Source organism: Klebsiella sp. CB_Kp196, from assembly GCF_040061575.1.
GTDB classification, from domain to species: Bacteria; Pseudomonadota; Gammaproteobacteria; order Enterobacterales; family Enterobacteriaceae; genus Klebsiella; species Klebsiella michiganensis.
This window is the reverse complement of record NZ_JBEAFH010000053.1, coordinates 24,766-48,064: the sequence shown is the minus strand read 5'-3', so window position 1 is coordinate 48,064 and position 23,299 is coordinate 24,766. Positions and strand designations below refer to the sequence as shown.

Here is a 23,299-nt window from a genome sequence, read left to right as displayed (position 1 = left end):
AGGGCAATACAGGCTAGCTGCCAAATTTGCGCGAACCGATAACGCACAGAATCACGCCCAGCGTCACGGCCAGCATCAATGGGCTGACGGTTTCATGCAAAAGCGCCGCCGCCAGGCCAAGCCCGAAGAACGGCTGTAATAGCTGGAGCTGGCCGACGGCGGCGATACCGCCAGCGGCGAGCCCTTTGTACCAGAAAATAAAGCCGATAAGCATGCTAAAGAGCGACACATAGCCGAGCGCGATCCAGGCGGAAGGCGATATAGCGCCCCATGACGCTGGCCGGGTCATCCACGAGGCCACCAGCATAAAAGGCAGCGCCATAATCAGCGCCCAGCTAATCACCTGCCAGCCGCCGAGCTCCCGGGTCAGCTTCGCGCCCTCCGCATAGCCGAGGCCGCAGACGATCACCGCCGCCAGCATCAGCAGATCGCCGCTGAGCGACGCCGCCGCGTTTTGCGTCAGGGCGAATCCCACCACCAGCAGGCTGCCAATAACCGAAAAGATCCAGAAAGCGCGGCGCGGACGTTCTCCGCCGCGCAGTACGCCAAAAATGGCCGTCATCAGCGGCAATAGCCCGATAAAAACGATCGAATGCGCTGACGTGACGTGCCGCAGGGCCAGCGCCGTGAGCAGCGGAAAGCCGATCACCACCCCTGACGAGACGATGGCAAGCGGCACAAGCTGCGACGCGCGCGGCCGTTTCTGGCGAAAGCCTGCCAGCAGCGCGATGGCGAGGAGCCCGGCGATGGAGGCGCGCAGAAAGGTCAGCAGGAACGGGTCCATATCGAGCACCGCCAGACGGGTCGCGGGCAGCGAACCGCTAAAAATGATGACGCCCAGTAAACCATTCAACCACCCGGACCACGGCCCGGGCGCCGTTTTGAGAACCACTGAATCTACCATGCTAACCTCGCTATATTGACCGTGCTGTGCCCGCTTGAGCAATGTTTCAGGCGATGGTAGTGTGCGTAATCTAATACAATCAAATTATTGTCATAGATACATTTCACGATGAAAGCCCGATACAAAACCATTGTCGACAGCTACGCGCAGGCGATTCATCGCGGACAGCTGGCGGCCGGCACCCGCCTGCCGACGCATCGTACGCTTGCCGCCGCGGAGCGGATCTCGCTGGCCACGGCCACGCGCGTTTATCGTGAACTGGAGGCGATGGGGCTGGTCAGCGGCGAAACCGGGCGCGGCACCTTCGTGCGGGATATCACGCTCCCGCCGGGCCACGGCGTCGATCAGCAGGCGCTGGCGGGGGATGTTGTCGATCTCAACTTCAACTATCCTTCGCTGCCGGCGCAGGGGGATGCGCTTCGCGAGGCGCTCAGGCGACTGGCGATGGCGGGGGATATTGACGCTCATCTGCGCTACCAGCCTCATGCCGGGCGGCTCTCCGAGCGCGAAATTATCGCCCGCTATTTAACCGGCAATCGTTTTGCGCCTGACGCGGAAAATGTGCTGATCGTCAACGGCGCCCAGCACGGACTGGCGGTGACCGTGATGGGGCTCCTGCGCCCGGGCGATGTGGTGGCGGTGGATGCGCTAACCTACTCGGGCTTTAAAGCCCTGGCCGCGCTCTATCATCTGGAACTGGCGGCGATCCCCTGCCGCGCGGACGGGCCGGATCTGCAGGCGCTTCACGTGCTGTGTCAGCAGCGGCGCGTACGAGCGGTGTATACCATGCCGACGCTACACAATCCGCTGGGCTGGGTGCTCAGCGCCCGCCAGCGGCAGGCGCTGGCGGATCTCGCGCGCCAGCACGACCTGCTGATTATTGAAGATGCCGCCTACGCCAGCCTGATTCGCCATCCGCCGCCGCCGGTGGCCAGCTATGCGCCGGAAAGCACGGTTTATATCACCGGTTTTTCGAAAAACGTCGCCACCGGACTGCGCGTGGGGACGGTTGTCTGCCCGTCCCGCTATCGGCCGGAGATTGAGCGCGCTATACGGGCCACCACGTGGAACACCCCTTCGCTGGTGAGTTCGCTGATCTGCGCCTGGATTGAAGACGGCACGGTGGCGCGTTTTGAAGCGCAGAAACGCCAGGATGCGCGGCGGCGGCAGGGGGTTGCCCGTGAGGTTCTCGGCGCGCTTCCCTTCGTCAGCCATCCGGATTCGTATTTTGTCTGGCTGCCTCTGGGCGAGGAGAGTCGGGCCGATCGGCTGGCGAAAACGCTGATGGAGCGCCATATTTCCGTGTCGACCGCCGAGCCTTTTTGCGTTACAGCGAACGTTCCGCAGGCGATCCGCATCGCCCTCGGCTCCGTTCCCTTCGATAGCCTGCGCGCGGCGCTAGTCCAGGTTCGCGAAGCCGTGGAGTATGAGCAATATCGCTAGCGTTTCGGCGGCGAGTGATAGGGTGACTTATTAGTAACGTTTTATGGGGTAAATAGCGGGTTAATAGTCTTAAAATAAATGTTTGTTTTTTATTATTATGATTTATAGGGTTAATTTTAAATTTGATGACAATATAAAATTGTTACGGTAGTGTACAAAACACATCAAGTACGGTTGTGCTGTTGACGCTGAGCGAGCGCACGTCCTGAAGATACGACGTTGTTAATCATTTCAGGGGCGGAGCCGCGCCCTGTTCTGTACAGGATCCTTTTTCAATGCAGCAGCTCTACCTTTATATACTGATTGCCAGCCTGACCATTGCCAGCCCCGGGCCAGGAGTGCTTCTGACGCTGACCAACACCCTGAATTATAATCTGCGTAATGCAATGGCGGGGATTATCGGCGTGGCGGTGGGGATGGGCGTCATATCGATTATTGCTGCCAGCAGCGTTGGCGTGATGATTACCACTTCTCAGCTGACGCTGTTGATAGTCAAGGGGGTTGGGGCGGCCTATCTGATCTATCTGGGCGTAAAGCTCTTTCGCTCGGTGCCCCGCGCGCTGAATCAACCTCTCTCTTCTGGCGATTCAACGATGCCTTCCGCCAGCCAGCGGTTTCGTCAGGGAGTACTGGTGTCGTTGTTTAATCCCAAACCCATTGTGTTTTTTATGGCGCTGTTTCCCCAGTTTATTCATCCGCAGCAGCCCTTTATTCCGCAGTTCAGCGTGCTGTCGATAACCTTCTGTATTCTGGTGGTTGTCATTCATTCACTCTACGGCCTTTTCGCACACAGCGTAAAAACGAAAATGTCGTCCGGGAATGCCTTTGTTAAGCTGAATAAAACCGGTGGCATCGTGTTTGTGTGTTTTGCCGTCGGTCTTATTGTTTCCGCCGTTCATCCTTATTTGTCGCTATCATCGTGAGGCCGCCTCGTTAAGGCTGGGGGCCCTGCGTTCAGCCCATCTGCGCCAGCTGGCCGCGCAGTACCTCCACGCCCTGTTCGATGGCGTCAGGGTGAATGGCGTGGAACCCCATCCGGAAGAAATTAGCCGGCGGCGCGTCGCTGAGAAAATGCCGCGCGCCGGGCTCAATCAGCACCCCGGCGTGGGCGGCGCGCCAGGTCAGCTGCTGGGTGTTGATTTGCTCCGGCGTGGCCAGCCAGAACGCGTTGGCGTGTTCGCTGCCGGGGATGATGCGGCACTCCGACAGATGCTGCTGTAGCGCGTTGTTGAGACGGTCCCAGCGCTGGGCAGAGTCGTAATGGTAGCGCCGCAGGTGGGTTTCATAGTGGCCCTGGGCGAGGAAATGGGCCATCTGATACTGAATATTGGTCGGCGGATGACGATACACCAGCCGCCGCAGCGCCCGGGCTTCGTCAATCAGATCCGGGTCAGCGACCATAAAGCCCAGCCGCAGGCCCGGCGATAGCGCTTTTGACAGGCTGCTCACGTAGATCACTCTTCCGCAGCGATCGCTGGCCTTCAGCGCCGGCAGCGGGTTGAGCATAAAGTTACTTTCAGAGTCGTAATCGTCCTCAATAATCACCGCATCATGGCGAGCGGCATGCTCCAGCAGCTGGTCGCGCCGCGCTTTGCTCATCGCCACCCCGGTTGGCACCTGGTGTCCGGGGGTGACGTAGTAGTAATCGCAGGGGGCGTCGTTGAGGACGATCCCCTGTTCATCCACCGGATGCGGCACGATATCGGTATCGGCAAGCAGAAAGGTGTTAATAGCCTCGCGAAAGCAGGGATTCTCCACGCCAACGCGCGTGCTGGATGACATCAGCAGGCGCGTCAGCAGGTACAGCGCGTTTTGCGAACCGAGGGTAATCAGAATCTCGTCCGGCGAGGCGACAATGCCGCGTTTGGGCAGCACCCGGGTGCGGATCTGCTCAATCAGCATCGGCACGTCGCGATCGATGTGATCCACCACCCACTCCGGGTCGCGCACCCCGCCGTGCAGCCAGTTTGCCGCCGAGCGCCAGGTCGCCAGCGGGAACTGGCGGGTATCCGGCTGGCCGTAGATAAACGGATAGCGGTAGTTCATCCAGCCGGCCGGTTTCAGAATCGACTCCTGCTGGCTGGGGGTGATTTGCAGCCGCGTGCCCCAGCGTGGTGCAGAACCCTCGTCCTGCGGTGCAGCTTCCGGCGCCGAAGCGGGGCTGGCGTGCTGGTAATCCGGATGCAGGTAATAACCGCTGCGCGGGCGACTCACGAGGTATCCCTCGTTAACCAGCCCTTCAAAAACCAGCGCCGTGGTGTTGCGCGAGACCCGCAGCTGGCTGGCCAGCTGGCGGCAGGAGGGGAGCGGCGTGTCGGCGGAAAAAATGCCGCCCAGAATGGCGTTAATCAGCGTCTCGCGCACCTGCTCCTGCAAACCGCGGCGCGGGTCGAAATCAACGTGTAACAGGTGTCGGATCATGCCTGGCTCCTTACTCAAACGCACAGTACAGACACTGGAGCAAATTCCATACCACCCTGAGAATGACTGACACATCCGCGCGGTGAATCTGGCTCTATCCGGAAATTTAAAACGCTCCCTACAGTAAAAACGTATTCATCAGTCGCGGACCGGAACTTCCGTCGGCACATATTTTGCAAAACCTTTTCATGTTCTGGAGTGAACACGTCTGGCGAATTAATTAGGGGTGAATTAATGAAAAAATCATTAGGTTCAATTTGTCTGGGTGCCATCATGGCGATGGCCTTTTCTTATCACGCAGCCGCCGCGGATCTTCCGGAAATAGAAAAATCCGGCACCCTGAAAGTCGCAACCGAAGATGATTACGCGCCTTTTAACTTTATGAATAACGGCCAGGCGGATGGCTTCAACAAAGATATGCTCGATGAATTACGCAAATACGCGAAATTCAACGTCGACCAGAGCATTTTGCCGTGGACCGGATTACTGGCGGCGGTTTCTACCGGGCAATACGATATGGCCTTAACCGGCGCGGTAATTACCGACGACCGTCTCAAGGTCTTTGATTTCACGCCGCCGTGGGCGTCAGCGCAGCACTATTTTGTCAAACGCGCGGGCGATAATTCATTGAACACCATTGCCGAACTGAGCGGGAAAAAGGTGGGCGTACAGGCGGGCAGCGCGCTGCTGGCAAGGCTGCCGGAACTGAAAGCGATGCTGGAGAAAACCGGCGGTAAGCTGGGGCCGGTGGTGGAGTATCCCTCCTACCCGGAAGCCTACGCCGATCTTGCCAACAAACGCCTGGACTACGTGATTAACGTGGTTATCTCGGTCAACGACCTGGCGAAGGCCAAGCCGAAGGTGTTCGCCAAAGGTCTGGCGGTATCCGGCCCGGGCTATATGGCCTGGCCGATCCCGAAAAACTCGCCGCAGCTGCTGGCCTATATGACCAAGTTTATGAACCACATGAAGGAGACCGGCAAGCTTGCGGAACTCCAGAAAAAGTGGTTTGGCGAAACCTATGACGATCTTCCGAACGTGCCAATCACCAGCCCGGAACAGTTCCATAAATTGGCCGGTCTGTAATGCGTTCTGCGGCGGGTAACCGCCGCCCGTTGAGTGAAGGAGGGCTTCATGGATGCAATTTCCTGGCAGTTACTGATTGAAGGCGCATGGACGACCCTCTGGATTTCGGCCATCGCTATTGCCTTTGGGGTGGTGATTGGCCTGCTGATTGCGCTGGTGCGCATGCTGCGCATTCCGGTTATCGATCAACTGCTGGTGGTCTATATCAGCCTCGCCCGCGCGACGCCGCTGGTCACGCTGGTGCTGTTCCTGTTTCTTTCTCTGCCGACCGTCGGGATTAACCTCGACAAAAACGTAGCAGCGATAGTGGCGCTGACGCTCAATACCTCGGCCTTTAACGCCGAAATCTGGCGCAACGCCTTTCGCACTTTTCCCCGCGAACAGCGGGAAGCGGCGGAGTCGGTCGGGATGCGCCGCTGGGCCTACTTCCGCTACATCATGCTGCCGCAGATGTGGATTGAAAGCCTGCCCGCGCTGGTTAACGAGATGTCGTTCCTGATTAAGGGCAGTCCGGCCATTGCGGTGATTGGCGTGGTGGATTTGACGCGCGTCACCAACCGGATTTCTTCGGTCACCTATGAACCGCTTTCGCCAATTCTGGCGGCGGGTCTGCTGTACGTGGTGATTATTGGCCTGCTGCTGAAACTGCAGGGAATGGCCGAGCGTAAAGCGAAGCGTCTGGCACGATAAATACGGGAGGTGCTATGAATCAGTGGGCCGTTATCTGGTCGGTGCGCGACAGCTTTATTGCCGGTTTACTCGCCACCCTTGAGCTTTTTATTACCGCGGCAATTGCTGGATTAATTATCGGCGTTGTCCTGTGCTATTTAAGCGAATATCAAAAGAAAACCCTTAACCGGCTTATTATTGCCTTTGTCAGCTTAATGCGGGCGATTCCCTTTTTGATCCTCGCCTATTTGCTCTATTACGGGCTGCCGCAAGTGGGTATTAGTATGGAGCCCTGGACCGCCGGCTTAATTGCCTTAATTATCTACCACGGCGCCTATTTCTTTGAGATTTTGCGCAGCCAGCGGCGGGTATTTTCCGGTGGCTATATCGAGGCGGCGGTCGCGCAGGGGTTTTCGCGCTACAAAATATTCCGCCGCATTATTCTGCCCAATATTCTCTCTTCCGCGCTCCCGCTGATGGGGAACCAGCTGATTATCTGCCTGAAAGATACCGCTTTCCTCAGCATTATCACCGTCCAGGAGATAACCGCCGCGGCTAACAGCGTGCAGGCCACCTATTTTATCCCGTTTAACGCTTTTATCGTCGCGATTGGGCTCTACTGGGCGATCAGCATCCTGGTGGAGCTGCTGATTAAACGCCTGAGCGCCTGGGGAGTCAGAAGAGGAATGAGTCATGTCTGATACTACTGCTGTAAGCGTCAAAAACGTCTCTAAACAGTTTGATAACGTGGAAGTTCTGCGTGATATCAACCTGACGGTAGAAAAGGGGACCGTGGTGAGCATTCTCGGCTCGTCGGGGTCGGGTAAATCGACGCTGCTGCGCTGCATGAACTGGCTGGAACAGCCGGATCGCGGCGAGATCCGCATCAGCGGCCAGCGGCTGGGGATTGATGAGCATAATGGCCGCGCGATGTCCCATCGCCAGCTGTCGAAAATCCGCGAGCGGGTTGGCATGGTGTTTCAGAGCTTTAACCTGTGGCCGCACCTGACGGTGCAGCAGAACGTCAGCGAAGCGCTGCTGCACGTGAAGGGGATGAAGCGTGATGAAGCGAAAGCTATCGCCATGCAGCAGCTGGAGAAAGTGGGGATGGCGCATAAAGCCGACGTTTACCCGATTACGCTCTCCGGCGGACAGAAGCAGCGGGTGGCGATTGCCCGTTCGCTGGCGATGTCGCCGGAGGTGATTCTGTTTGATGAGCCGACGTCGGCGCTGGACCCCGAGCTGGTCAATGAGGTGCTGGGGGTAATGAAGGCGCTGGCCGCCGAGGGCTACACGATGGTGGTGGTGACCCACGAGATGGATTTTGCGCGCCAGGTCTCGGATGAGGTGGTGTTTCTAGAGAAGGGGTTGTTGATTGAGAAAGCGCCGCCGGAGAAGTTTTTCACCAACCCGGATTCCGAGCGCGTCAGGCAGTTTTTGCAGAGCAGTCGGTAAGCATCAGCGGCCGTTCTCCCCGGTCGCGCTGCGCTTACCGGGGCTACGGGGTTCCAGCCGTCAGCGGGGAGTAGCCCGGGTAAGGCGTTTACGCCGCGACCCGGGATTTCTGGGCTCGGTGCCTGAGGGAGGCAGATCGAGTAGCCCGGACAGGCGCGTCAAGCGCCGCCTCCGGGGGAGTTTCATGCAGCTACGATATGCCTCTGAAACAACATGATATGCAGGGGAGTAGCCCGGGTAAGGCGTTTACGCCGCGACCCGGGATTTCCGGGCTCGGTGTTGGAGGGTGGCAGATTGGGTAGCCCTGACAGGCGCGTCAAGCGCCGCCTCCGGGACGCTGTTGAGGGGTTCCGTTCACCGCTATTTCGCAGAAAATGTCTCACCGTGGTACGTGAACGGGTAAAGGGGGAGAAAACCGTCTCCCCCTTTACAATCCCCGCGGTCCCGCAAAGAAATCGGTGCTGCGCACTGCGCTCACCTCCCGGTCCTCAGCCCGAGGTCGGCTCAACTCGACATCACTGTCTCGATTCGCCTCTGTCCGCCATCCCTGGCGGCCAGCCCTTGTCTTCGGTCCTCCGGTTCGCCGATTTCAGCGGGGGCCAGGGCATCGCTGCATAACACGTTGTTTCAGAGACATATCCGTAGCTGCATGAAACTCTCCCGGAAGCGGCGCTTGACGCGCCTGTCCGCTCTACCAAACCTTAATCCCGATCGATGGCGAACGGCTGCCAGGCCTGACGCACCGGCATCACCTCGACCCGGTTGATATTCATATGGTCCGGCAGCGTGGCGATGTAGAACATCTGTTCGGCAATATCCCGCGCGCTCAGCGGCGTGGTACCGCGATACAGGTTGTCCGACGCCGCCTGGTCGCCTTTGGTGCGCACCAGGGTAAATTCCGTTTCGGCAATGCCCGGTGCGAGATCGGTCACGCGCACCCCGGTCCCGAGCAGATCGCAGCGCAGGTTATAGCTGAACTGCTTCACGAAAGCCTTACTGGCGCCGTAGACGTGGCTGCCGGGATAGGGCCACTGCCCGGCGATAGAGCCAATATTGATGATGCTCGCCCCCGCGCCGTGGTTAATCAGCGTCGGCAGCAGCGCGTGGGTCACGTTGACCAGCCCGGTGACGTTGGTGTCGATCATCGTTTTCCAGTCGTCCAGATCCACTTTCTGCGCGGGCTGCGGCGACAGCGCCAGCCCGGCGTTGTTAATCAGCGTCGTGATATCGGCGAAGCCCGCGGGCAGCGCCGCCACGGCCGCGGCCACCGCATCGCTATCGCGTACGTCGAGTTCGATAATGTGCACCGGCACCTGCGAGGCGAGCTTATCCTGTAGCGTCTTCAGCCGCTCAAAGCGGCGTCCGCTCAGCACCAGCGACCAGCCCGCATCGGCGAAGACCTGCGCCGCTGCTTCCCCAAATCCCGAGGTCGCCCCGGTAATAAACACCACTTTGCTCGTTGCCATTTCATTCTCCTGTGCAGGTTGTCGCTCCCACTATAAAAACCGCGCGCGTGCGGGCACAGGGCCAGTCGGCGCGCGGCGATGTGACACGGTGTCACATCATTTTCGCCTGACTGGCTCTATCCGTTTCTCCCCCGCACGGCCAATGATGAGGCCAACAACAACGACATGAGAGAGGGCAGGGTATGAAGCTGGCACTACAGAACGAGGTAGCGATAAGCAATGATGAAGTTCGGCAGCTGGATCGCGCTTATGTGTTTCATTCATGGTCGATGCAGGGCAATTTACATCCACTGGTGATCGCCGGGGCAAAAGGCTGCGAGCTGTGGGATTACGAAGGCAATACTTACCTGGATTTCAGCAGCCAGCTGGTCAACGTCAACATTGGCTATCAGCATCCTCGCGTGCTGGCGGCGATGAAAGCCCAGCTGGAAGAGCTGGTGACCATCGCGCCCGCCACAGCCAACCTCGCCCGCGGCGAAGCGGCGAAGCGGATTGTCGAGCTGGCGCCGGAAGGCTTTAGCAAAGTGTTCTTCACCAACGCCGGCGCCGACGCTAACGAGAACGCCATCCGTATGGCGCGGCTCTATACCGGGCGCGATAAAGTGCTCTCCGCCTATCGCTCCTATCACGGCAATACCGGCAGCGCGATTGCCGCCACCGGCGACTGGCGCCGCGTGCCGAATGAGTATTCACGCGGTCACGTGCACTTCTTTAATCCCTATCTCTACCGCAGCGAATTTAACGCCACGACGGAAGAGGAGGAGTGCCAGCGCGCGCTGGCCCATCTGCGGCGGATGATTGAGTGCGAAGGCCCGAACGCGATAGCCGCGATTCTGCTGGAGTCGATTCCGGGCACCGCCGGGATTCTTGTCCCGCCGGAGGGCTATATGCAGGGCGTGCGGGCGCTGGCCGACGAGTTTGGCATTGTGCTGATCCTCGATGAAGTGATGGCCGGTTTTGGTCGTACCGGGAGCTGGTTCGCCTTCGAGCAGGATGGCGTGGTGCCGGATCTGGTGACTTTCGCCAAAGGGGTTAACGCCGGCTACGTCCCGGCCGGCGGCGTGCTGATTAGCGAGCCAATCGCCCGCTACTTTGATGACCATTTCTTTGCCGGGGGGCTGACCTATTCCGGCCATCCGCTGGCGATGGCGGCGATTGTCGCCACCATTGACGCGATGAAGGAAGAGAAGGTGGTGGAGAACGCGGCGACCATCGGCAACGAAGTGCTGCGTCCGGGGCTGGAAGCGCTGGCGGAGAAGCACGCGATTATCGGCAACGTACGCGGCCGCGGTCTGTTCCAGGCGCTGGAGCTGGTCAGCAGCCGCGAGCGGAAAACTCCGCTGACCGCTGCCGATATGGCGGCCATTAAAGGCACGTTAACCGAAGCCGGCCTGCTGGCGTTTGTGGTGGAGAACCGCATTCACGTGGTGCCGCCGTGCACCATCAGCGCCGAACAGGTGGCAAAAGGGCTGGCGATTTTTGATGCGGTATTCGCCCGCTTCGCGAGCCTGGCGAAATAAGGGGATGATTTCCCGGGTCGCGGCGTAAATGCCTTACCCGGGCGACCTTCTCGCAGATGGCGGCGAACCCGTAGCCCCGCTAAGCGTAGCGCGAGCGGGGGCGGGTTTTCAGCCTATCCGATGTTCGCCGTTCACCAGCGCTTCGCGGTCAAAGAAGCGCTGAATCACGCCTTCCGCCATAAACGCCGCCCGGTCCGACATATGGGCAATCACATCGGCATCGTGGCTGACCAGCAGATAGGTCATTCCGTGCTCCTGCTTTAGCCGATTGAGCAGATTCAGTATTTCCGCCTGCACCGACATATCCAGCGCCGACGTTGGCTCATCCAGCAGCAGAATCTTTGGCCGCAGCAGCAGTGCGCGAGCAATCGCCACCCGCTGGCGCTGGCCGCCGGAAAGCTGGTGCGGATAGCGGCGCGCGGCGTCGGCAGGCAGCCCCACCTCTTGCAGGGCGGTGGACACCCGATGTTCGATCTCGCCGATAGCGTGAATTTTCAGCGGCTCCGCCAGCGTGCGCCATAGCGTATGATTGGGATGCAGCGAGGCGTACGGGTCCTGAAACACCATCTGTACGTTGCGCCGCAGCTCGCCCTGAAAACGCAGGCCCGGCGTAATGGCCTTATCGAACAGTTCAACGCGGCCGCGCCAGTCCCGCTGCAGCCCGGCTAATACCCTGAGAATCGTTGATTTTCCGCAGCCGGATGCGCCGATCAGGCTGAACGTTTCTCCCGCGTCAACGGCAAAGCTGGCGGCGGACACCGCGGTTTTTTCGCCAAAAATAACCTGTAAATCCTTGAGATTAACGACCGCCATGCGCCGCCTCCGTCAAGTTCAGGGTTCGGTCGAGGGTCGGCAGCATCTGACCGTAAGTTTGCGCGGCCGGGCGACAGGTCCAGAGCGTACGGGTGTAGGGATGCGTCGCCGTCGGCAGATCTCGCGCCGCCATCTCATCGACCTTTTCTCCTTGATACAGGACCAGCACCCGCTGGCAGTGCTCGGCCACCAGCGGCAGGTCGTGGCTAATCAACAGCATCGCCATCCGCCGCTGTTCGCACTGCTCTACCAGCAGTTCGAGGATCTGATTGCGCAGCCGGGCATCGAGGGCTGAAGTGGGCTCATCGGCGATCAGCACCTGCGGATTATTGAGCAGCGCAAGGGCAATCATCACCCGCTGGCCCATCCCCCCGGAGAGTTCGCCTGGATAACGGTTGAGCACCGGTAAATCCAGACCGACGGCGGCAATGGCGGCTTTGACTGCCTCCAGCCGCGCGCGGCGGCTAAGGCGCTGATGCAGAGTTAATGCCTCTTCCAGCTGCGCCTGAATGCTTTTTACCGGATTGAGCGCGTAGCGCGGGTCCTGCAGCACCATCGCTATATCGTTGCCGCGTAGCTCGCGCCAGCCGCGTTCGCGAAGGGTTAATGCGTCGCGCCCCAGCACGTTGAGCGCCTCGGCGCTGACGACGCCGGGCCGGCGGACCAGCCCCATCAGGGCGCGGGCGGTCATGGATTTACCGGAGCCGGATTCGCCGACCAGCGCCAGCCGCTCGTTGCCGAGCGTGAAGCTTAAATGGTCCACCACTCTGGCGGTGGGATAGTCGATGGTCAGTCCCTGAACGATCAGGCGAGTATCAGTCATGTTGCGGCTCCAGAACGTCGCGCAGGCCATCGCCCAGCAGGTTAAACGCCAGGCTGGCGATCAGGATAACGGCGCCAGGGGCGGCGGCGATCCACCACTGGTCGAAAATGACCTGCATGCCGTCGGCGATCATCGCGCCCCATTCCGCCATTGGCGGGCGGGCGCCGAGGCCGAGGAAGCCAAGACCGGCAGCGGCGAGAATAATCCCGGCTAGATCCAGCGCCAGCCGGACGATCGCCGAGGGCAGACAGAGCGGCAGAATATGGCCAATCAGCAGACGCCAGCCGCGAATGCCCATCATCTCCGCCGCCGCCAGATAGTCGCTGTGGCGCAGGCGCTGAATTTCGCTGCGCGCCTGACGGGCGTAAGCGGGCCAGGTCGTCAGCGCCAGCGCCAGGGCGCCGTTCACCAGGCCCGGGCCGAGCATCGCGACAAACGCGAAGGCCAGAATCAGCCGCGGCATCGACATTACCACGTCGGTAAAACGCATCAGCACGCGCTCCAGCCAGCCGCCGTAATAGCCGGACAGGATCCCCACCAGCAGACCGGCGGGGAGCGTAATCGCCGTCACCAGCGCAACCAGCCCCAGCGCCGGACGGGTGCCGAAAATCAGCCTTGAGAGAAGATCGCGGCCGTAGCTGTCGGTGCCGAGCCAGTGCTGCGCGCCCGGACCCTGCAGCCGCGCAGCGGCGTCCTGCCAGTTCGGGTCGAGCGGAGCCAGCCAGGGCGCAAAGAGCGCAGTCAGCAGGAGTAACGTAATGATGATCAGTCCGCAAAAGGCGGCGGGAGAACGGCGCAGGCGGCGTAAAAACAGATAGCCCGGCATCAGCGTATCCTCGGGTCGGTCAGCCGCACCAGCAGGTCGGTGAGGTTATTAATCAGCACAAAGCTCGCGCCGATCAGCAGCGTACCGCCCATAATCGCCGTGGTATCGCCGGCAAAGAGCGCGGTGGTCAGATAGCGGCCAATTCCCGGCCAGGAGAAGACGGTTTCGGTCAGCACCGCGCCTTCCAGCATGGCGGTCCAGGCGAGGGCGGTCACCGTCAGCAGGGTGCCGCGGATATTGGGCAGGACGTGACGCAGCAGAATCGTCATCTCACTGGCCCCTTTGGCGCGCGCCAGCAGGATGTACTCTTTGTTCATTTCGCTCAGGCAGGCGGAACGGGTCAGGCGAGTGATGCTCGCCAGAGAATAATAGGCCAGCAGCAGCACCGGCAGCAGCAGGTGCCCGGCGGCGTTTTTAACCGCCTCTTTATCACCCGAGAGCCAGGTATCAATGAGCGCAAAGCCGGTGCGCGGTTCGACGGTGTACTGATAGATATCGTCCAGCCGCCCCGGCCCCGGCGTCCACTGCAGTTTGGCGTAAAACAGCGCCAGCATCAGCAGACCGAGCCAGAAGATCGGCACCGAGTTGCCGAGCAGCGTAAAGGTGCGCATCGCCAGATCCCACGGCGAGCCGACGTAGCGGGCGCAGAGAACGCCTGCGATAACGCCCGACAGCGCGCCGATAATCAACGCCAGCGTGGCCAGTTCGAGGGTGGCCGGGAACGCGGCAAGCAGGTCGTGCAGCACCGGCTGGCCGGTTGAGCTGGCGATACCGAGATCGCCGTGGGCGAGATTCACCAGATAGCGCCAGAACTGCAGCGGCAACGGCTGGTCGAGGCCGAGCTGGTGACGTACCTGATCATAGGTGGACTGACTGGCGTGGTCGCCGACGATTTGCAGCACCCGATCAACCGGCGACAGCGCCGAGAGCGCAAAGGTCACCAGCAGCAGGCCGAGCAGCGTCAGGGCCAGCGTCAGCAGTCCCTGAAACAGCGCGAGCAGGGGGCGTTTTGCGCGCCGCTCTGCTCGGGGGGGTAACACAGCAGACATGGTTATTCCGTTGGTAAAAAGTACAGTGTTATCAGCTGGCGCGATCTGTTGTTGTAGCCCGGTCAGCGCAGCGCCACCGGGAAAACATAAGGTATCGGGGCCTGCGTTCCCGGAGGCGGCGCGTTGCGCCTGTCCGGGCTACCCGATCGAACCTGCCCCAGGCGTTATTTGGTTACCCGGTCATACCAGACCATATCGGCATTGAGACCCTGCTGATAACCCTTCACGTTATCGCGAACCACAATCTGGGTTTTACCCTGATCGATAAACACGTAAGGCGAACTGCGCTGCAGCGCCTCCTGCATGTTTTTATACAGATCCAGGCGCTTCGCTGCGTCCGGCTCGGCGACTGCCGCCAGGGTCGCTTTATTCAGCTCCGGGATCTGCCAGCCGTTTAGCCCGGCGACGGTACTGGATTTACCGTCGTTGTACGCAAAGGCGCTGGCGTTAGAGTGGGCATCGAAATAGTCAGGGATCCACAGCCGAATCGCCGCCTGATGCTGTTTGGCGCGCACGCGAGCATAGACCTGACTACCCGCGGCCGGCAGCAAATCCACCTTCACGCCGCCCTGGGCGAAGCTCGCCTGCATCGACTGGGCGATGGTGATAAACGGCGGCTTGTTTTCGACGTCGAGGGTGAAATGCGCCTCTTTGATGCCCGCTTTAGCGAGGATATCTTTGGCTTTTTGCGGGTTGAATGTAAATGGGTTATTGTCCAGTGCGCCCGGCAGGCCGACCGGCAGGAAGCTCTGATGGACGAAATATTGCCCCTTCAGCAAATCTTTCGTGATGCCGTTGTAATCTACCAGCCAGCGCGCCGCTTCCCAGAAGGCCGGGTTTTTCAGCAGCGGGTTGGCGCTGTTGCCGGTATTAAAGACCAGATAGTTCTGCTCAGCGGAAGGGATGCTGAGGACCTTGACGCCCGGTTTACCCTGTAGAGCCGCAATCTGGTCGGCGCCGAGATCGCGCGCCACGTCGGCATCACCCTGCTGGATGAGAAGACGACGTGAGGCCGGGTCCGGAACGTTCTTAATAATGATGCTTTTCAGCTTCGGCGCGCCGCCGGGTGCGCTGCTGTTGGCCTCCAGCACGATGGCCTGATGCGGCTGATAGACCCGCATTTTATACGCGCCGCTGCCCGCCGAGTGCATTTTCAGCCAGCCGTTACCGAAGTCGTTATCTTTGGCGTTCGGGGCGACCTGTTTCTCATCGACGATAGAGGCGATCGGCGTGGAGAGAATATTCAGCGCCACCGCCGGGCTGACGTCGGCGGTCCAGCGTAGCTCCAGGGTATGGTCGTCTAGCTTCTTCAGCTGGCTGGCGATGTTATCCGGCTGCCAGCCGAGGACGTTAAGAATAAACGCCGGCGATTTGTTCAGGATGACCGCGCGGGTGTACGAGTAAATGACATCTTCCGGGCGCAGCGGGTTACCGGAGGCGAATTTGGCGTCGGGCTTTAGCTTAATGGTCAGGGTTTTCGCCGCCGGATCGGCCTGCCAGCTTTCGGCCAGGATCGGGGTGATTTTTTCAGGGTTATCGCGGTCCGGCTGCACCAGGCGCTGATAAAGGCTCGGTACCGTCTGGATGCTCGAGAGCTCGTTGGCTTCCGCCGGGTCGAGGCTGACGATATCGTCGAGGCCCTGCGCGACCACCAGGGTCCCCGGCGGCGTGGCGGCGTCAACGGCGGCGGATAACGCGGCGAGCACCAGCAGCGGCAGCAGTTTTTTAGTCATATGCGATCCCTGAAAAAAGTTATTGTGATTATTGATGTTTCGCTACGTTAGGCCGCTTAATTACGGGCGTAAAGTCAAAGATCGGCTAAGTTTATGCTTAAAAAGCATAAGCAAGACCAAGGGGTTATGACGATCGATCGTACCGGGCATCTTCCGGCCATTCGCCTTTCTTGATATAACAATTTGATAACACTACGGGAGAGATAAGCGTGCCGGAAATTAATGAATTTGGTCAGCAGGTCAACGATCGCGTGCCAGGGTGGCAGGGCGCGGGACTTCTGCGCCGCACGGCGTTAAATGGCCGCTTTTGCCGGCTGGAGCCGCTGGATACCGAGCGGCATGCGGCGGATCTGTTTGCCGCCTATGCCCTCGGCGACGACAGCGACTGGACCTGGCTTGCCAGCAACTGTCCACAGAGCGTGGAGTCAACGGCGAACTGGATCACCGGTAAGGTTATGGACGACGGGCTGGTGCCGTATGCGGTTATCGATTTGCGCGCCGAGCGAGCCGTCGGGCTGGTCAGCTATATGGCGATTGAGCGGGCGATGGGCACGGTGGAGATAGGGCACGTCACCTGGTCGCGGGCGATGAAAAATACGCCGCTCGGGACCGAGGCGGTGTGGCTGCTGCTGCAAAATGGTTTTGCTCACGGCTATCGTCGGCTGGAGTGGAAGTGCGATTCGATGAATCTCGCCTCCCGCCGCGCCGCCGACCGGCTGGGGTTTACCTGGGAGGGGCGTCTTCGTCAGAGGATGGTACGCAAAGGACGCACCCGCGATAGCGATATGCTGTCGATTATCGATAGCGAATGGCCCGCGCGCGACGCGGCGCTGCGGGCGTGGCTGGCGCCGGAGAACTTTGATGCTGATGGACGGCAGCTAAAGCGGCTGGAAGATTTCCGCTAGTTTTTCCTCACCCTAACCCTCTCCCGCAGGGAGAGGGGTGGGGGCTTACTCTTACCGGCGAACCGGCGCGCCGTTCGCCACGTAATACGCCGCGGTGCTCTTCGGCAGCGGCTGACGGCCGCGAATGGCGTCAGCCATTTTTTCGCCAATCATGATGGTGGTCGCGTTAAGGTTGCCGGTAATAATCTGCGGCATAATCGAGGCGTCGACCACGCGCAGGCCTTCCAGCCCGTGAACCCGACCTTCGCCATCCACCACCGCCATCTCGTCGTAGCCCATTTTACAGGTGCCGCACGGATGGAAGGCGGTTTCCGCATGATTGCGCACAAACTCATCCAGCTCGGCATCGCTCTGGCACTCCGCCCCCGGACTGATCTCCCGGCCGCGATAGTTATCCAGCGCCGGCTGATGCATGATTTCGCGGGTAATGCGAATCGCGTCGCGGAACTCCTGCCAGTCCTGTTCGCTGGACATATAGTTAAACAGAATCGCCGGATGTTCGTGCGGGTCGCGCGACTTCAGACGCACGTGGCCGCGGCTTGGGGAGCGCATGGAGCCGACGTGGCACTGGAATCCGTGCTCTTTCACCGCGTTTGAGCCGTTGTAGTTAATCGCGACCGGCAGGAAGTGGTACTGAATATTCGGCCACGCAAAGGCTTCCCGGCTGCGAATAAATCCGCCCGCTTCAAACTGGTTGCTGGCGCCGATGCCGGTCCCGCCGAACAGCCATTCGGCGCCGATTTTCGGCTGGTTCCACCACTGCAGCGCCGGGTAAAGCGACACCGGCTCTTTACATTCGTACTGCAGATACATCTCCAGATGATCCTGCAGGTTCTCGCCGACGCCGGGCAGGGCGTGAACCAGCGGAATATCGAACTGGCGCAACAGTTCCGGGCTGCCGACGCCGGAGCGCTGCAGGATTTGCGGCGAAGCGATGGCGCCCGCGCAGAGCAGCACTTCTTTACTGGCGGTGGCGTTTGACGGCGCCGTGCTGTCGCCCTCCAGCCACTCGACGCCGACGGCGCGTTTGCCGGCAAAAATAATGCGATCGGTCAGCGCATGGGTGCGAATGGTCAGATTGGGACGCGCGCGCGCCTGGTCGAGATAACCGCGCGCGGTACTGGCGCGGCGTCCCTGCGGCGTCACGGTACGATCCATGGGGCCAAACCCTTCCTGCTGGTAGCCGTTAAGATCGTCGGTGCGCGGGTAGCCGGCCTGTACGCCGGCTTCAATCATCGCGTGGAACAGCGGATTGTTGCCCTGCTTTGGCGTGGTGACGCTGACCGGGCCGTCGCCGCCGTGGTAGTCGTTGGCGCCAATATCGCGGGTTTCCGCTTTGCGGTAGTAGGGCAGGCAGTCGAGGTAGCTCCAGTGCTCAAGCCCCGGCGCCGAGGCCCAGTTATCGAGATCCATAGCGTTGCCGCGGATATAGCACATGCCGTTGATTAACGAGGACCCGCCGAGGCCCTTACCGCGTCCGCACTCCATGCGGCGATTGTTCATATGCGGTTCAGGCTCGGTCTCGTAGGCCCAGTTATAGCGCCGACCCTGTAGAGGAAAGGCCAGCGCGGCGGGCATCTGGGTGCGGAAGTCGAAACGGTAATCCGGGCCGCCCGCTTCCAGCAGCAGGACGGTGGTCTGGGGATCTTCCGTCAGTCGTGTAGCCAGTACGTTGCCGGCGGAACCGGCACCAATAATAATGTAGTCAAACTGCAAAAATGACCTCCTGGTTAAAATATGGATTGAAACTGACCCATCTCAACCTGGATGGATTTTATCTGGGTGTAGCTGTGCAGCGTCTGCACGCCGTTTTCGCGGCCAATCCCGGAGTGCTTGTAGCCGCCGACCGGCATCTCCGCCGGGGATTCGCCCCAGGTGTTGATCCAGCAGATCCCGGCCTCCAGCCGATGAATCAGGCGATGGGCGCGGTTTAAATCCGGCGAGACGACGCCGGCGGCGAGGCCGTATTCGGTGGCGTTGGCGCGGCGAACCGCTTCTTCCTCATCGTCGTAGCTCAGAATCGACATCACCGGGCCGAAGATCTCTTCGCGGACGATGGTCATCTGGTCATCGCAGTCGGTAAACACCGTCGGGGCGACCCACGCGCCGCGGTCGAAGCCTTCGCCTTTCAGCACCTCGCCGCCGCAGAGCAGGCGCGCGCCTTCTTGCTTGCCGATCGCGATGTAGCGCAGCACGTTATCGCGGTGCGGGAAGCTCACCAGCGGCCCGAAGTTGGTGCTTTCAGCAAACAGATCGCCGGGGCGGATACGCGCCACGCGAGCGAGGATTTTCTCTTCAAACGCCGCCTTCAGGCGCGCCGGAACGAATACCCGGGTGCCGTTGGTGCAGACCTGTCCTGAGCTATAGAAGTTAGCCATCATCGCGATGTCGGCGGCGAGGTCGAGGTTGGCGTCTTCGCAGACGATCAGCGGCGATTTACCGCCCAGCTCCATGGTGACTTCCTTCAGCGAGGAGGCGGCGGAGTTGGCCATCACTTTTTTGCCGCTGGCGACGCCGCCGGTAAAGGAGATTTTGGCGATGTCCGGGTGCTCGGTGAGATACTGGCCGGTTTCGGCGCCCGTGCCCGGCAGCACGTTAAATACCCCCGCCGGCAGTCCCGCCTCGCGGTAAATTTCCGCCAGCTTCAGGGCGGTGAGCGGGGTGACTTCACTCGGCTTAAAGATCATCGCGTTACCGGCCGCCAGCGCCGGGGCTGATTTCCACAAGGCGATCTGGATCGGGTAGTTCCAGGCGCCGATCCCGGCGACGACGCCCAGCGGTTCCCGGCGGGTGTAGACGAATGCACTGTCGCGCAGCGGGATCTGGCTCCCTTCCAGCGCCGGGATCAGGCCCGCGTAGTACTCCAGCACATCGGCGCCGGTGACGATATCGACGGCGGCGGTTTCGCTCAGCGGTTTGCCGGTATCGAGAGTCTCCAGACGCGCCAGTTCATCGTTGCGATCGCGCAGAATATCGACCGCTTTACGCAGAATGCGCGAACGTTCCATGGCGCTCATCGCCGCCCAGATTTTTTGCCCTTTTTGGGCGCTCTTTACCGCCCGGTCGACGTCTTCGCGGCCGGCGGCCTGGACGGTCGCCAGCACTTCCCCGCTGGCAGGGTTAATCGTCTCGAAGGTTTTACCGCTGGTGGCGGAAACATAACCACCGTCGATGTAAAGCTGCTGTTCGGCCATTCGGGACATGGGTCCTCCATTAGTGAGAAGTCGGTGGCAGATATTTGCTGATGAAGTGCTCGGCGAGCGTTTCGGCGCGGGCTTTATCCAGCGGTTTACCGCTCAGCGCCGCGCGTAGCCACAGCCCGTCGATCAGCGCGGCGAGACCGTATCCGGCCTCCTGCGCCTCTTCGCGCGGCAGGGCGCGCTGAAACTCATAGACGATATTCGACAGCAGTCGCCGGCTGCTGACCTGCTGCAGGCGATAGAGCATCGGCTGATGCATGCTGCTGGCCCAAAAGGCGAGCCAGGCCTTCATTGCCGCGCTGCTTATCTGGCTGTCGTCGAAGTTTCCCGCCACGATGGCGCGCAGGCGTTCCTGGGGGCCGGCGCCGGGCAGGGCGTGCAGACGGCTCAACACCGCCTGGCGCAGCTGGCCGGTGATATCGCGCATCGTCGCTTCCAGCAGCCCGTTCTTATCCTTGAAATAGTGGCTGATGATGCCGGTCGATACGCCAGCCCTCCGGGCAATCTGCGCGACGGTGGCATCGTGCATTCCCACTTCATTGATGGCGGCCAGGGTGGCGTCAATCAGCTGCCGCTGCCGTATCGGTTGCATCCCCAGTTTGGGCATTTCTCAGACTCCATTCATCAGCTTTGTTTATCTATTAAAGCGGTTTTTGATTGGACGTTCAATATAAAATGTGTCTTAATTGTTGCCGATTTTGGTTCTAATAGTTGCAAAAACAGTAAGGAGAATGGATGACAGACCTTTCGCCGAGCAGAGAAAAGGACAAAATCAATCCGGTGGTTTTTTACACTTCCGCCGGACTGATTTTGTTGTTTTCCCTGATGACTCTCTTCTTCAGCGATTTTTCCGCGGCCTGGATTGGCCGTACCCTGAACTGGGTTTCCCGCACCTTTGGCTGGTACTATTTGCTCGCCGCGACGCTCTATATCGTGTTTGTCGTGTGCATCGCCTGCTCGCGTTTCGGTTCGGTGAAGCTCGGGCCGGAACATTCGAAGCCGGAGTTTAGCGTGCTCAGCTGGGCGGCAATGCTGTTCGCCGCCGGTATCGGTATCGACCTGATGTTCTTCTCCGTCGCCGAACCGGTGACCCAGTATATGCAGCCGCCGGAAGGGGCGGGGCAGACCATGGAGGCGGCGCGCCAGGCGATGGTGTGGACGCTGTTTCACTACGGGCTGACCGGCTGGTCGATGTATGCCCTGATGGGGATGGCGCTGGGATACTTTAGCTATCGTTATAATTTACCCCTGACCATCCGCTCCGCGCTCTATCCGATCTTCGGCAAAAAAATTAATGGCCCAATCGGCCACAGCGTGGATATCGCCGCCGTTATCGGCACCATTTTTGGTATCGCCACCACGCTCGGGATTGGCGTGGTGCAGCTAAACTACGGCCTCAACGTGCTGTTTGATATTCCGGACTCGCTGGGCGCGAAAGCGGCGCTGATCGTGCTGTCGGTCATTATCGCCACCATCTCCGTGACCTCCGGGGTGGATAAAGGCATTCGTATTCTTTCCGAGCTTAACGTGGTGCTGGCCCTCGGGCTGATCCTGTTTGTCCTGTTTATGGGCGACACCGAGTTTCTGCTCAACGCGCTGGTGCTCAACGTTGGCGACTATGTGAATCGTTTTATGGGCATGACCCTGAACAGCTTCGCCTTCGATCGTCCGGTAGAGTGGATGAACAACTGGACCCTGTTCTTCTGGGCGTGGTGGGTGGCGTGGTCGCCGTTTGTCGGCCTGTTCCTGGCGCGTATTTCACGTGGACGCACCATTCGTCAGTTTGTGGTGGGAACGCTGATTATCCCGTTCACCTTTACCCTGCTGTGGCTGTCGGTGTTCGGCAATAGCGCGCTGTATGAAATCATCCACGGCAATGCGGCCTTCGCCGCCGAGGCGGTCGCCCACCCGGAGCGCGGCTTCTATAACCTGCTGGCGCAGTATCCGGCGTTTACCTTTAGCGCTTCGGTGGCGACGATTACCGGCCTGCTGTTCTATGTGACCTCCGCGGATTCCGGGGCGCTGGTGCTGGGTAACTTCACCTCGAAGCTGAAGGATATCAACAGCGATGCGCCAAACTGGCTGCGGATCTTCTGGTCGGTGGTTATCGGCCTGCTGACCCTCGGGATGCTGATGACTAACGGCATTTCCGCCCTGCAGAACGCGACGGTGATTATGGGGCTGCCGTTTAGCTTCGTGATCTTCTTCGTGATGGCGGGATTGTACAAGTCGCTGAAGGTCGAGGATTATCGCCGCGAGAGCGCCAACCGCGATACCGCTCCGCGACCGCTCGGCGTGCAGGATCGCCTGAGCTGGAAGAAGCGCCTGTCGCGGCTGATGAACTATCCCGGCACGCGCTATACCCGCCAGATGATGGAGACGGTGTGCTTCCCGGCGATGGAAGAGGTGGCGCAGGAGCTGAAGCTGCGCGGCGCTTACGTCGAGCTGAAAAGCCTGCCGCCGGAAGAGGGAGACAGCCTTGGCCATCTTGACCTGCTGGTGCATATGGGCGACGAGCAGAACTTTGTTTATCAGATCTGGCCGCAGCAGTACTCCATTCCCGGCTTTACCTACCGGGCGCGCAGCGGGAAGTCGACCTACTATCGTCTGGAGACCTTCCTGCTGGAAGGGAGTCAGGGCAACGACCTGATGGACTACAGCAAAGAGCAGGTCATTACCGATATTCTTGACCAGTACGAGCGTCATTTGAACTTTATCCATCTGCATCGCGAAGCGCCGGGCAACAGCGTGACCTTCCCCGGAATGTAGGCTATCTAAACGTTTTCTGAAAAAGGATTGCGGCTGGTTAAATATACAGTGAATTGCGCAGGGAAGCGTATGATGGCGGCGGGTGCCTGAGGCTTTCTGCGTTCAGGCTTAGGTGAGGATTCAGAAAGACGAAGCCCCAGGAGATGTTCCCATCAACCTGAGGCCTACAATCCAAACCTAGCACGTTGGATAGTAGCCTCTTCTTCGCATGGAGGCA

The 23,299-nt window shown here is 60.0% G+C and carries 20 protein-coding genes; 9 read left to right on the top strand and 11 right to left on the bottom strand.

All coding sequences use genetic code 11. The features are described 5' to 3' along the window. Positions 1–13: 13 nt before the first annotated feature. Positions 14–904 carry a DMT family transporter gene (locus ABLU87_RS18295; RefSeq protein WP_116280141.1) on the bottom strand — a complete coding sequence of 297 codons (891 nt, stop codon included), beginning with the start codon at positions 902–904 and terminating at the stop codon, positions 14–16. Positions 905–1,012: 108 nt separating this feature from the next. Here ABLU87_RS18295 and ABLU87_RS18290 point away from each other — a divergent pair, with 108 nt between their 5' ends. Together ABLU87_RS18290 and ABLU87_RS18285 are read left to right on the top strand one after the other, a co-directional pair. Next, positions 1,013–2,347, top strand: coding sequence for a PLP-dependent aminotransferase family protein (locus tag ABLU87_RS18290; protein WP_049101413.1), 1,335 nt, complete (start codon positions 1,013–1,015; stop codon positions 2,345–2,347). 275 nt (positions 2,348–2,622) lie between these two features. Beyond that, positions 2,623–3,270: a LysE family translocator gene (locus tag ABLU87_RS18285; RefSeq protein WP_064375852.1), complete on the top strand. Its 648-nt coding sequence runs from the start codon at positions 2,623–2,625 to the stop codon at positions 3,268–3,270. A gap of 31 nt (positions 3,271–3,301) precedes the next feature. Here ABLU87_RS18285 and ABLU87_RS18280 read toward each other — a convergent pair whose 3' ends face one another. Next, entirely contained in the window at positions 3,302–4,768 is a 1,467-nt protein-coding gene (locus ABLU87_RS18280) for a PLP-dependent aminotransferase family protein (protein ID WP_348865999.1), read from the bottom strand. A gap of 234 nt (positions 4,769–5,002) precedes the next feature. Here ABLU87_RS18280 and ABLU87_RS18275 point away from each other — a divergent pair, with 234 nt between their 5' ends. From ABLU87_RS18275 to ABLU87_RS18260, 4 genes are read left to right on the top strand one after another with little or no spacing between them, the layout of a single operon-like run. Beyond that, a complete protein-coding gene (locus ABLU87_RS18275; protein ID WP_004848610.1) occupies positions 5,003–5,854 on the top strand; it encodes a transporter substrate-binding domain-containing protein in 852 nt (283 codons plus the stop codon). Between the two features lie 48 nt (positions 5,855–5,902). Continuing rightward, positions 5,903–6,544, top strand: a complete 642-nt coding sequence (locus tag ABLU87_RS18270; protein WP_004100025.1) for an amino acid ABC transporter permease — start codon at positions 5,903–5,905, stop codon at positions 6,542–6,544. Between the two features lie 14 nt (positions 6,545–6,558). Beyond that, a complete protein-coding gene (locus tag ABLU87_RS18265; protein WP_025107058.1) occupies positions 6,559–7,224 on the top strand; it encodes an amino acid ABC transporter permease in 666 nt (221 codons plus the stop codon). Continuing rightward, entirely contained in the window at positions 7,217–7,978 is a 762-nt protein-coding gene (locus ABLU87_RS18260) for an amino acid ABC transporter ATP-binding protein (protein WP_014228328.1), read from the top strand. Before ABLU87_RS18265 ends, ABLU87_RS18260 begins: the two co-directional genes overlap by 8 nt. Positions 7,979–8,679: 701 nt before the next feature. On the opposite strand, the gene ABLU87_RS18255 is transcribed toward ABLU87_RS18260, so the two are convergent. Continuing rightward, positions 8,680–9,444, bottom strand: coding sequence for an SDR family NAD(P)-dependent oxidoreductase (locus ABLU87_RS18255; protein WP_032748618.1), 765 nt, complete (start codon positions 9,442–9,444; stop codon positions 8,680–8,682). A gap of 182 nt (positions 9,445–9,626) precedes the next feature. On the opposite strand from ABLU87_RS18255, the gene ABLU87_RS18250 reads away from it, so the two are divergent. Then, entirely contained in the window at positions 9,627–10,964 is a 1,338-nt protein-coding gene (locus tag ABLU87_RS18250) for an aspartate aminotransferase family protein (RefSeq protein WP_122117724.1), read from the top strand. 108 nt (positions 10,965–11,072) lie between these two features. On the opposite strand, the gene ABLU87_RS18245 is transcribed toward ABLU87_RS18250, so the two are convergent. The 5 genes from ABLU87_RS18245 to ABLU87_RS18225 all read right to left on the bottom strand — a co-directional run bounded on the left by ABLU87_RS18245 (position 11,073) and on the right by ABLU87_RS18225 (position 16,208). Continuing rightward, positions 11,073–11,777, bottom strand: coding sequence for an ABC transporter ATP-binding protein (locus ABLU87_RS18245; RefSeq protein ID WP_025107055.1), 705 nt, complete (start codon positions 11,775–11,777; stop codon positions 11,073–11,075). Further along, complete coding sequence (locus ABLU87_RS18240) at positions 11,764–12,600, bottom strand: ABC transporter ATP-binding protein (protein WP_122117723.1); 837 nt, start codon at positions 12,598–12,600, stop codon at positions 11,764–11,766. The genes ABLU87_RS18245 and ABLU87_RS18240 overlap by 14 nt, the downstream gene beginning before the upstream one ends. Beyond that, positions 12,593–13,426 (bottom strand): ABC transporter permease, encoded by an 834-nt coding sequence (locus ABLU87_RS18235; RefSeq protein WP_064375715.1) that lies wholly within the window; start codon positions 13,424–13,426, stop codon positions 12,593–12,595. Before ABLU87_RS18235 ends, ABLU87_RS18240 begins: the two co-directional genes overlap by 8 nt. Beyond that, entirely contained in the window at positions 13,426–14,475 is a 1,050-nt protein-coding gene (locus ABLU87_RS18230; RefSeq protein WP_227633931.1) for an ABC transporter permease, read from the bottom strand. Before ABLU87_RS18230 ends, ABLU87_RS18235 begins: the two co-directional genes overlap by 1 nt. Before the next feature lie 164 nt (positions 14,476–14,639). After that, complete coding sequence (locus ABLU87_RS18225; protein ID WP_064375717.1) at positions 14,640–16,208, bottom strand: ABC transporter substrate-binding protein; 1,569 nt, start codon at positions 16,206–16,208, stop codon at positions 14,640–14,642. 209 nt (positions 16,209–16,417) lie between these two features. Between ABLU87_RS18225 and ABLU87_RS18220 the strand changes: the two genes are divergently transcribed. After that, a complete protein-coding gene (locus ABLU87_RS18220) occupies positions 16,418–17,113 on the top strand; it encodes a GNAT family protein (RefSeq protein ID WP_049084278.1) in 696 nt (231 codons plus the stop codon). Between the two features lie 51 nt (positions 17,114–17,164). On the opposite strand, the gene betA is transcribed toward ABLU87_RS18220, so the two are convergent. The 3 genes from betA to betI are packed head-to-tail and all read right to left on the bottom strand — an operon-like array spanning position 17,165 to position 20,920. After that, positions 17,165–18,829 (bottom strand): choline dehydrogenase, encoded by a 1,665-nt coding sequence (betA, locus tag ABLU87_RS18215; protein ID WP_014837759.1) that lies wholly within the window; start codon positions 18,827–18,829, stop codon positions 17,165–17,167. Between the two features lie 14 nt (positions 18,830–18,843). Beyond that, positions 18,844–20,316 carry a betaine-aldehyde dehydrogenase gene (gene betB / locus ABLU87_RS18210; RefSeq protein ID WP_064375718.1) on the bottom strand — a complete coding sequence of 491 codons (1,473 nt, stop codon included), beginning with the start codon at positions 20,314–20,316 and terminating at the stop codon, positions 18,844–18,846. Positions 20,317–20,326: 10 nt separating this feature from the next. After that, complete coding sequence (gene betI / locus ABLU87_RS18205) at positions 20,327–20,920, bottom strand: transcriptional regulator BetI (RefSeq protein ID WP_046876878.1); 594 nt, start codon at positions 20,918–20,920, stop codon at positions 20,327–20,329. Positions 20,921–21,048: 128 nt separating this feature from the next. Between betI and betT the strand changes: the two genes are divergently transcribed. After that, positions 21,049–23,082, top strand: coding sequence for a choline BCCT transporter BetT (gene betT / locus ABLU87_RS18200; RefSeq protein WP_025107047.1), 2,034 nt, complete (start codon positions 21,049–21,051; stop codon positions 23,080–23,082). Positions 23,083–23,299: the final 217 nt, after the last annotated feature.

Bases quoted from the DNA above. Each gene is read 5' to 3' on its own strand.
- ABLU87_RS18290 (WP_049101413.1), top strand. From the start codon at position 1,013: ATGAAAGCCCGATACAAAACCATTGTCGACAGCTACGCGCAGGCGATT.
- ABLU87_RS18260 (WP_014228328.1), top strand. From the start codon at position 7,217: ATGTCTGATACTACTGCTGTAAGCGTCAAAAACGTCTCTAAACAGTTT.
- ABLU87_RS18255 (WP_032748618.1), bottom strand. From the start codon at position 9,444: ATGGCAACGAGCAAAGTGGTGTTTATTACCGGGGCGACCTCGGGATTT.
- ABLU87_RS18280 (WP_348865999.1), bottom strand. From the start codon at position 4,768: ATGATCCGACACCTGTTACACGTTGATTTCGACCCGCGCCGCGGTTTG.
- ABLU87_RS18265 (WP_025107058.1), top strand. From the start codon at position 6,559: ATGAATCAGTGGGCCGTTATCTGGTCGGTGCGCGACAGCTTTATTGCC.
- ABLU87_RS18225 (WP_064375717.1), bottom strand. From the start codon at position 16,208: ATGACTAAAAAACTGCTGCCGCTGCTGGTGCTCGCCGCGTTATCCGCC.
- ABLU87_RS18285 (WP_064375852.1), top strand. From the start codon at position 2,623: ATGCAGCAGCTCTACCTTTATATACTGATTGCCAGCCTGACCATTGCC.
- betT (WP_025107047.1), top strand. From the start codon at position 21,049: ATGACAGACCTTTCGCCGAGCAGAGAAAAGGACAAAATCAATCCGGTG.
- ABLU87_RS18230 (WP_227633931.1), bottom strand. From the start codon at position 14,475: ATGTCTGCTGTGTTACCCCCCCGAGCAGAGCGGCGCGCAAAACGCCCC.
- ABLU87_RS18275 (WP_004848610.1), top strand. From the start codon at position 5,003: ATGAAAAAATCATTAGGTTCAATTTGTCTGGGTGCCATCATGGCGATG.
- betI (WP_046876878.1), bottom strand. From the start codon at position 20,920: ATGCCCAAACTGGGGATGCAACCGATACGGCAGCGGCAGCTGATTGAC.
- ABLU87_RS18235 (WP_064375715.1), bottom strand. From the start codon at position 13,426: ATGCCGGGCTATCTGTTTTTACGCCGCCTGCGCCGTTCTCCCGCCGCC.
- ABLU87_RS18240 (WP_122117723.1), bottom strand. From the start codon at position 12,600: ATGACTGATACTCGCCTGATCGTTCAGGGACTGACCATCGACTATCCC.
- ABLU87_RS18250 (WP_122117724.1), top strand. From the start codon at position 9,627: ATGAAGCTGGCACTACAGAACGAGGTAGCGATAAGCAATGATGAAGTT.
- ABLU87_RS18270 (WP_004100025.1), top strand. From the start codon at position 5,903: ATGGATGCAATTTCCTGGCAGTTACTGATTGAAGGCGCATGGACGACC.
- ABLU87_RS18295 (WP_116280141.1), bottom strand. From the start codon at position 904: ATGGTAGATTCAGTGGTTCTCAAAACGGCGCCCGGGCCGTGGTCCGGG.
- ABLU87_RS18245 (WP_025107055.1), bottom strand. From the start codon at position 11,777: ATGGCGGTCGTTAATCTCAAGGATTTACAGGTTATTTTTGGCGAAAAA.
- betB (WP_064375718.1), bottom strand. From the start codon at position 20,316: ATGTCCCGAATGGCCGAACAGCAGCTTTACATCGACGGTGGTTATGTT.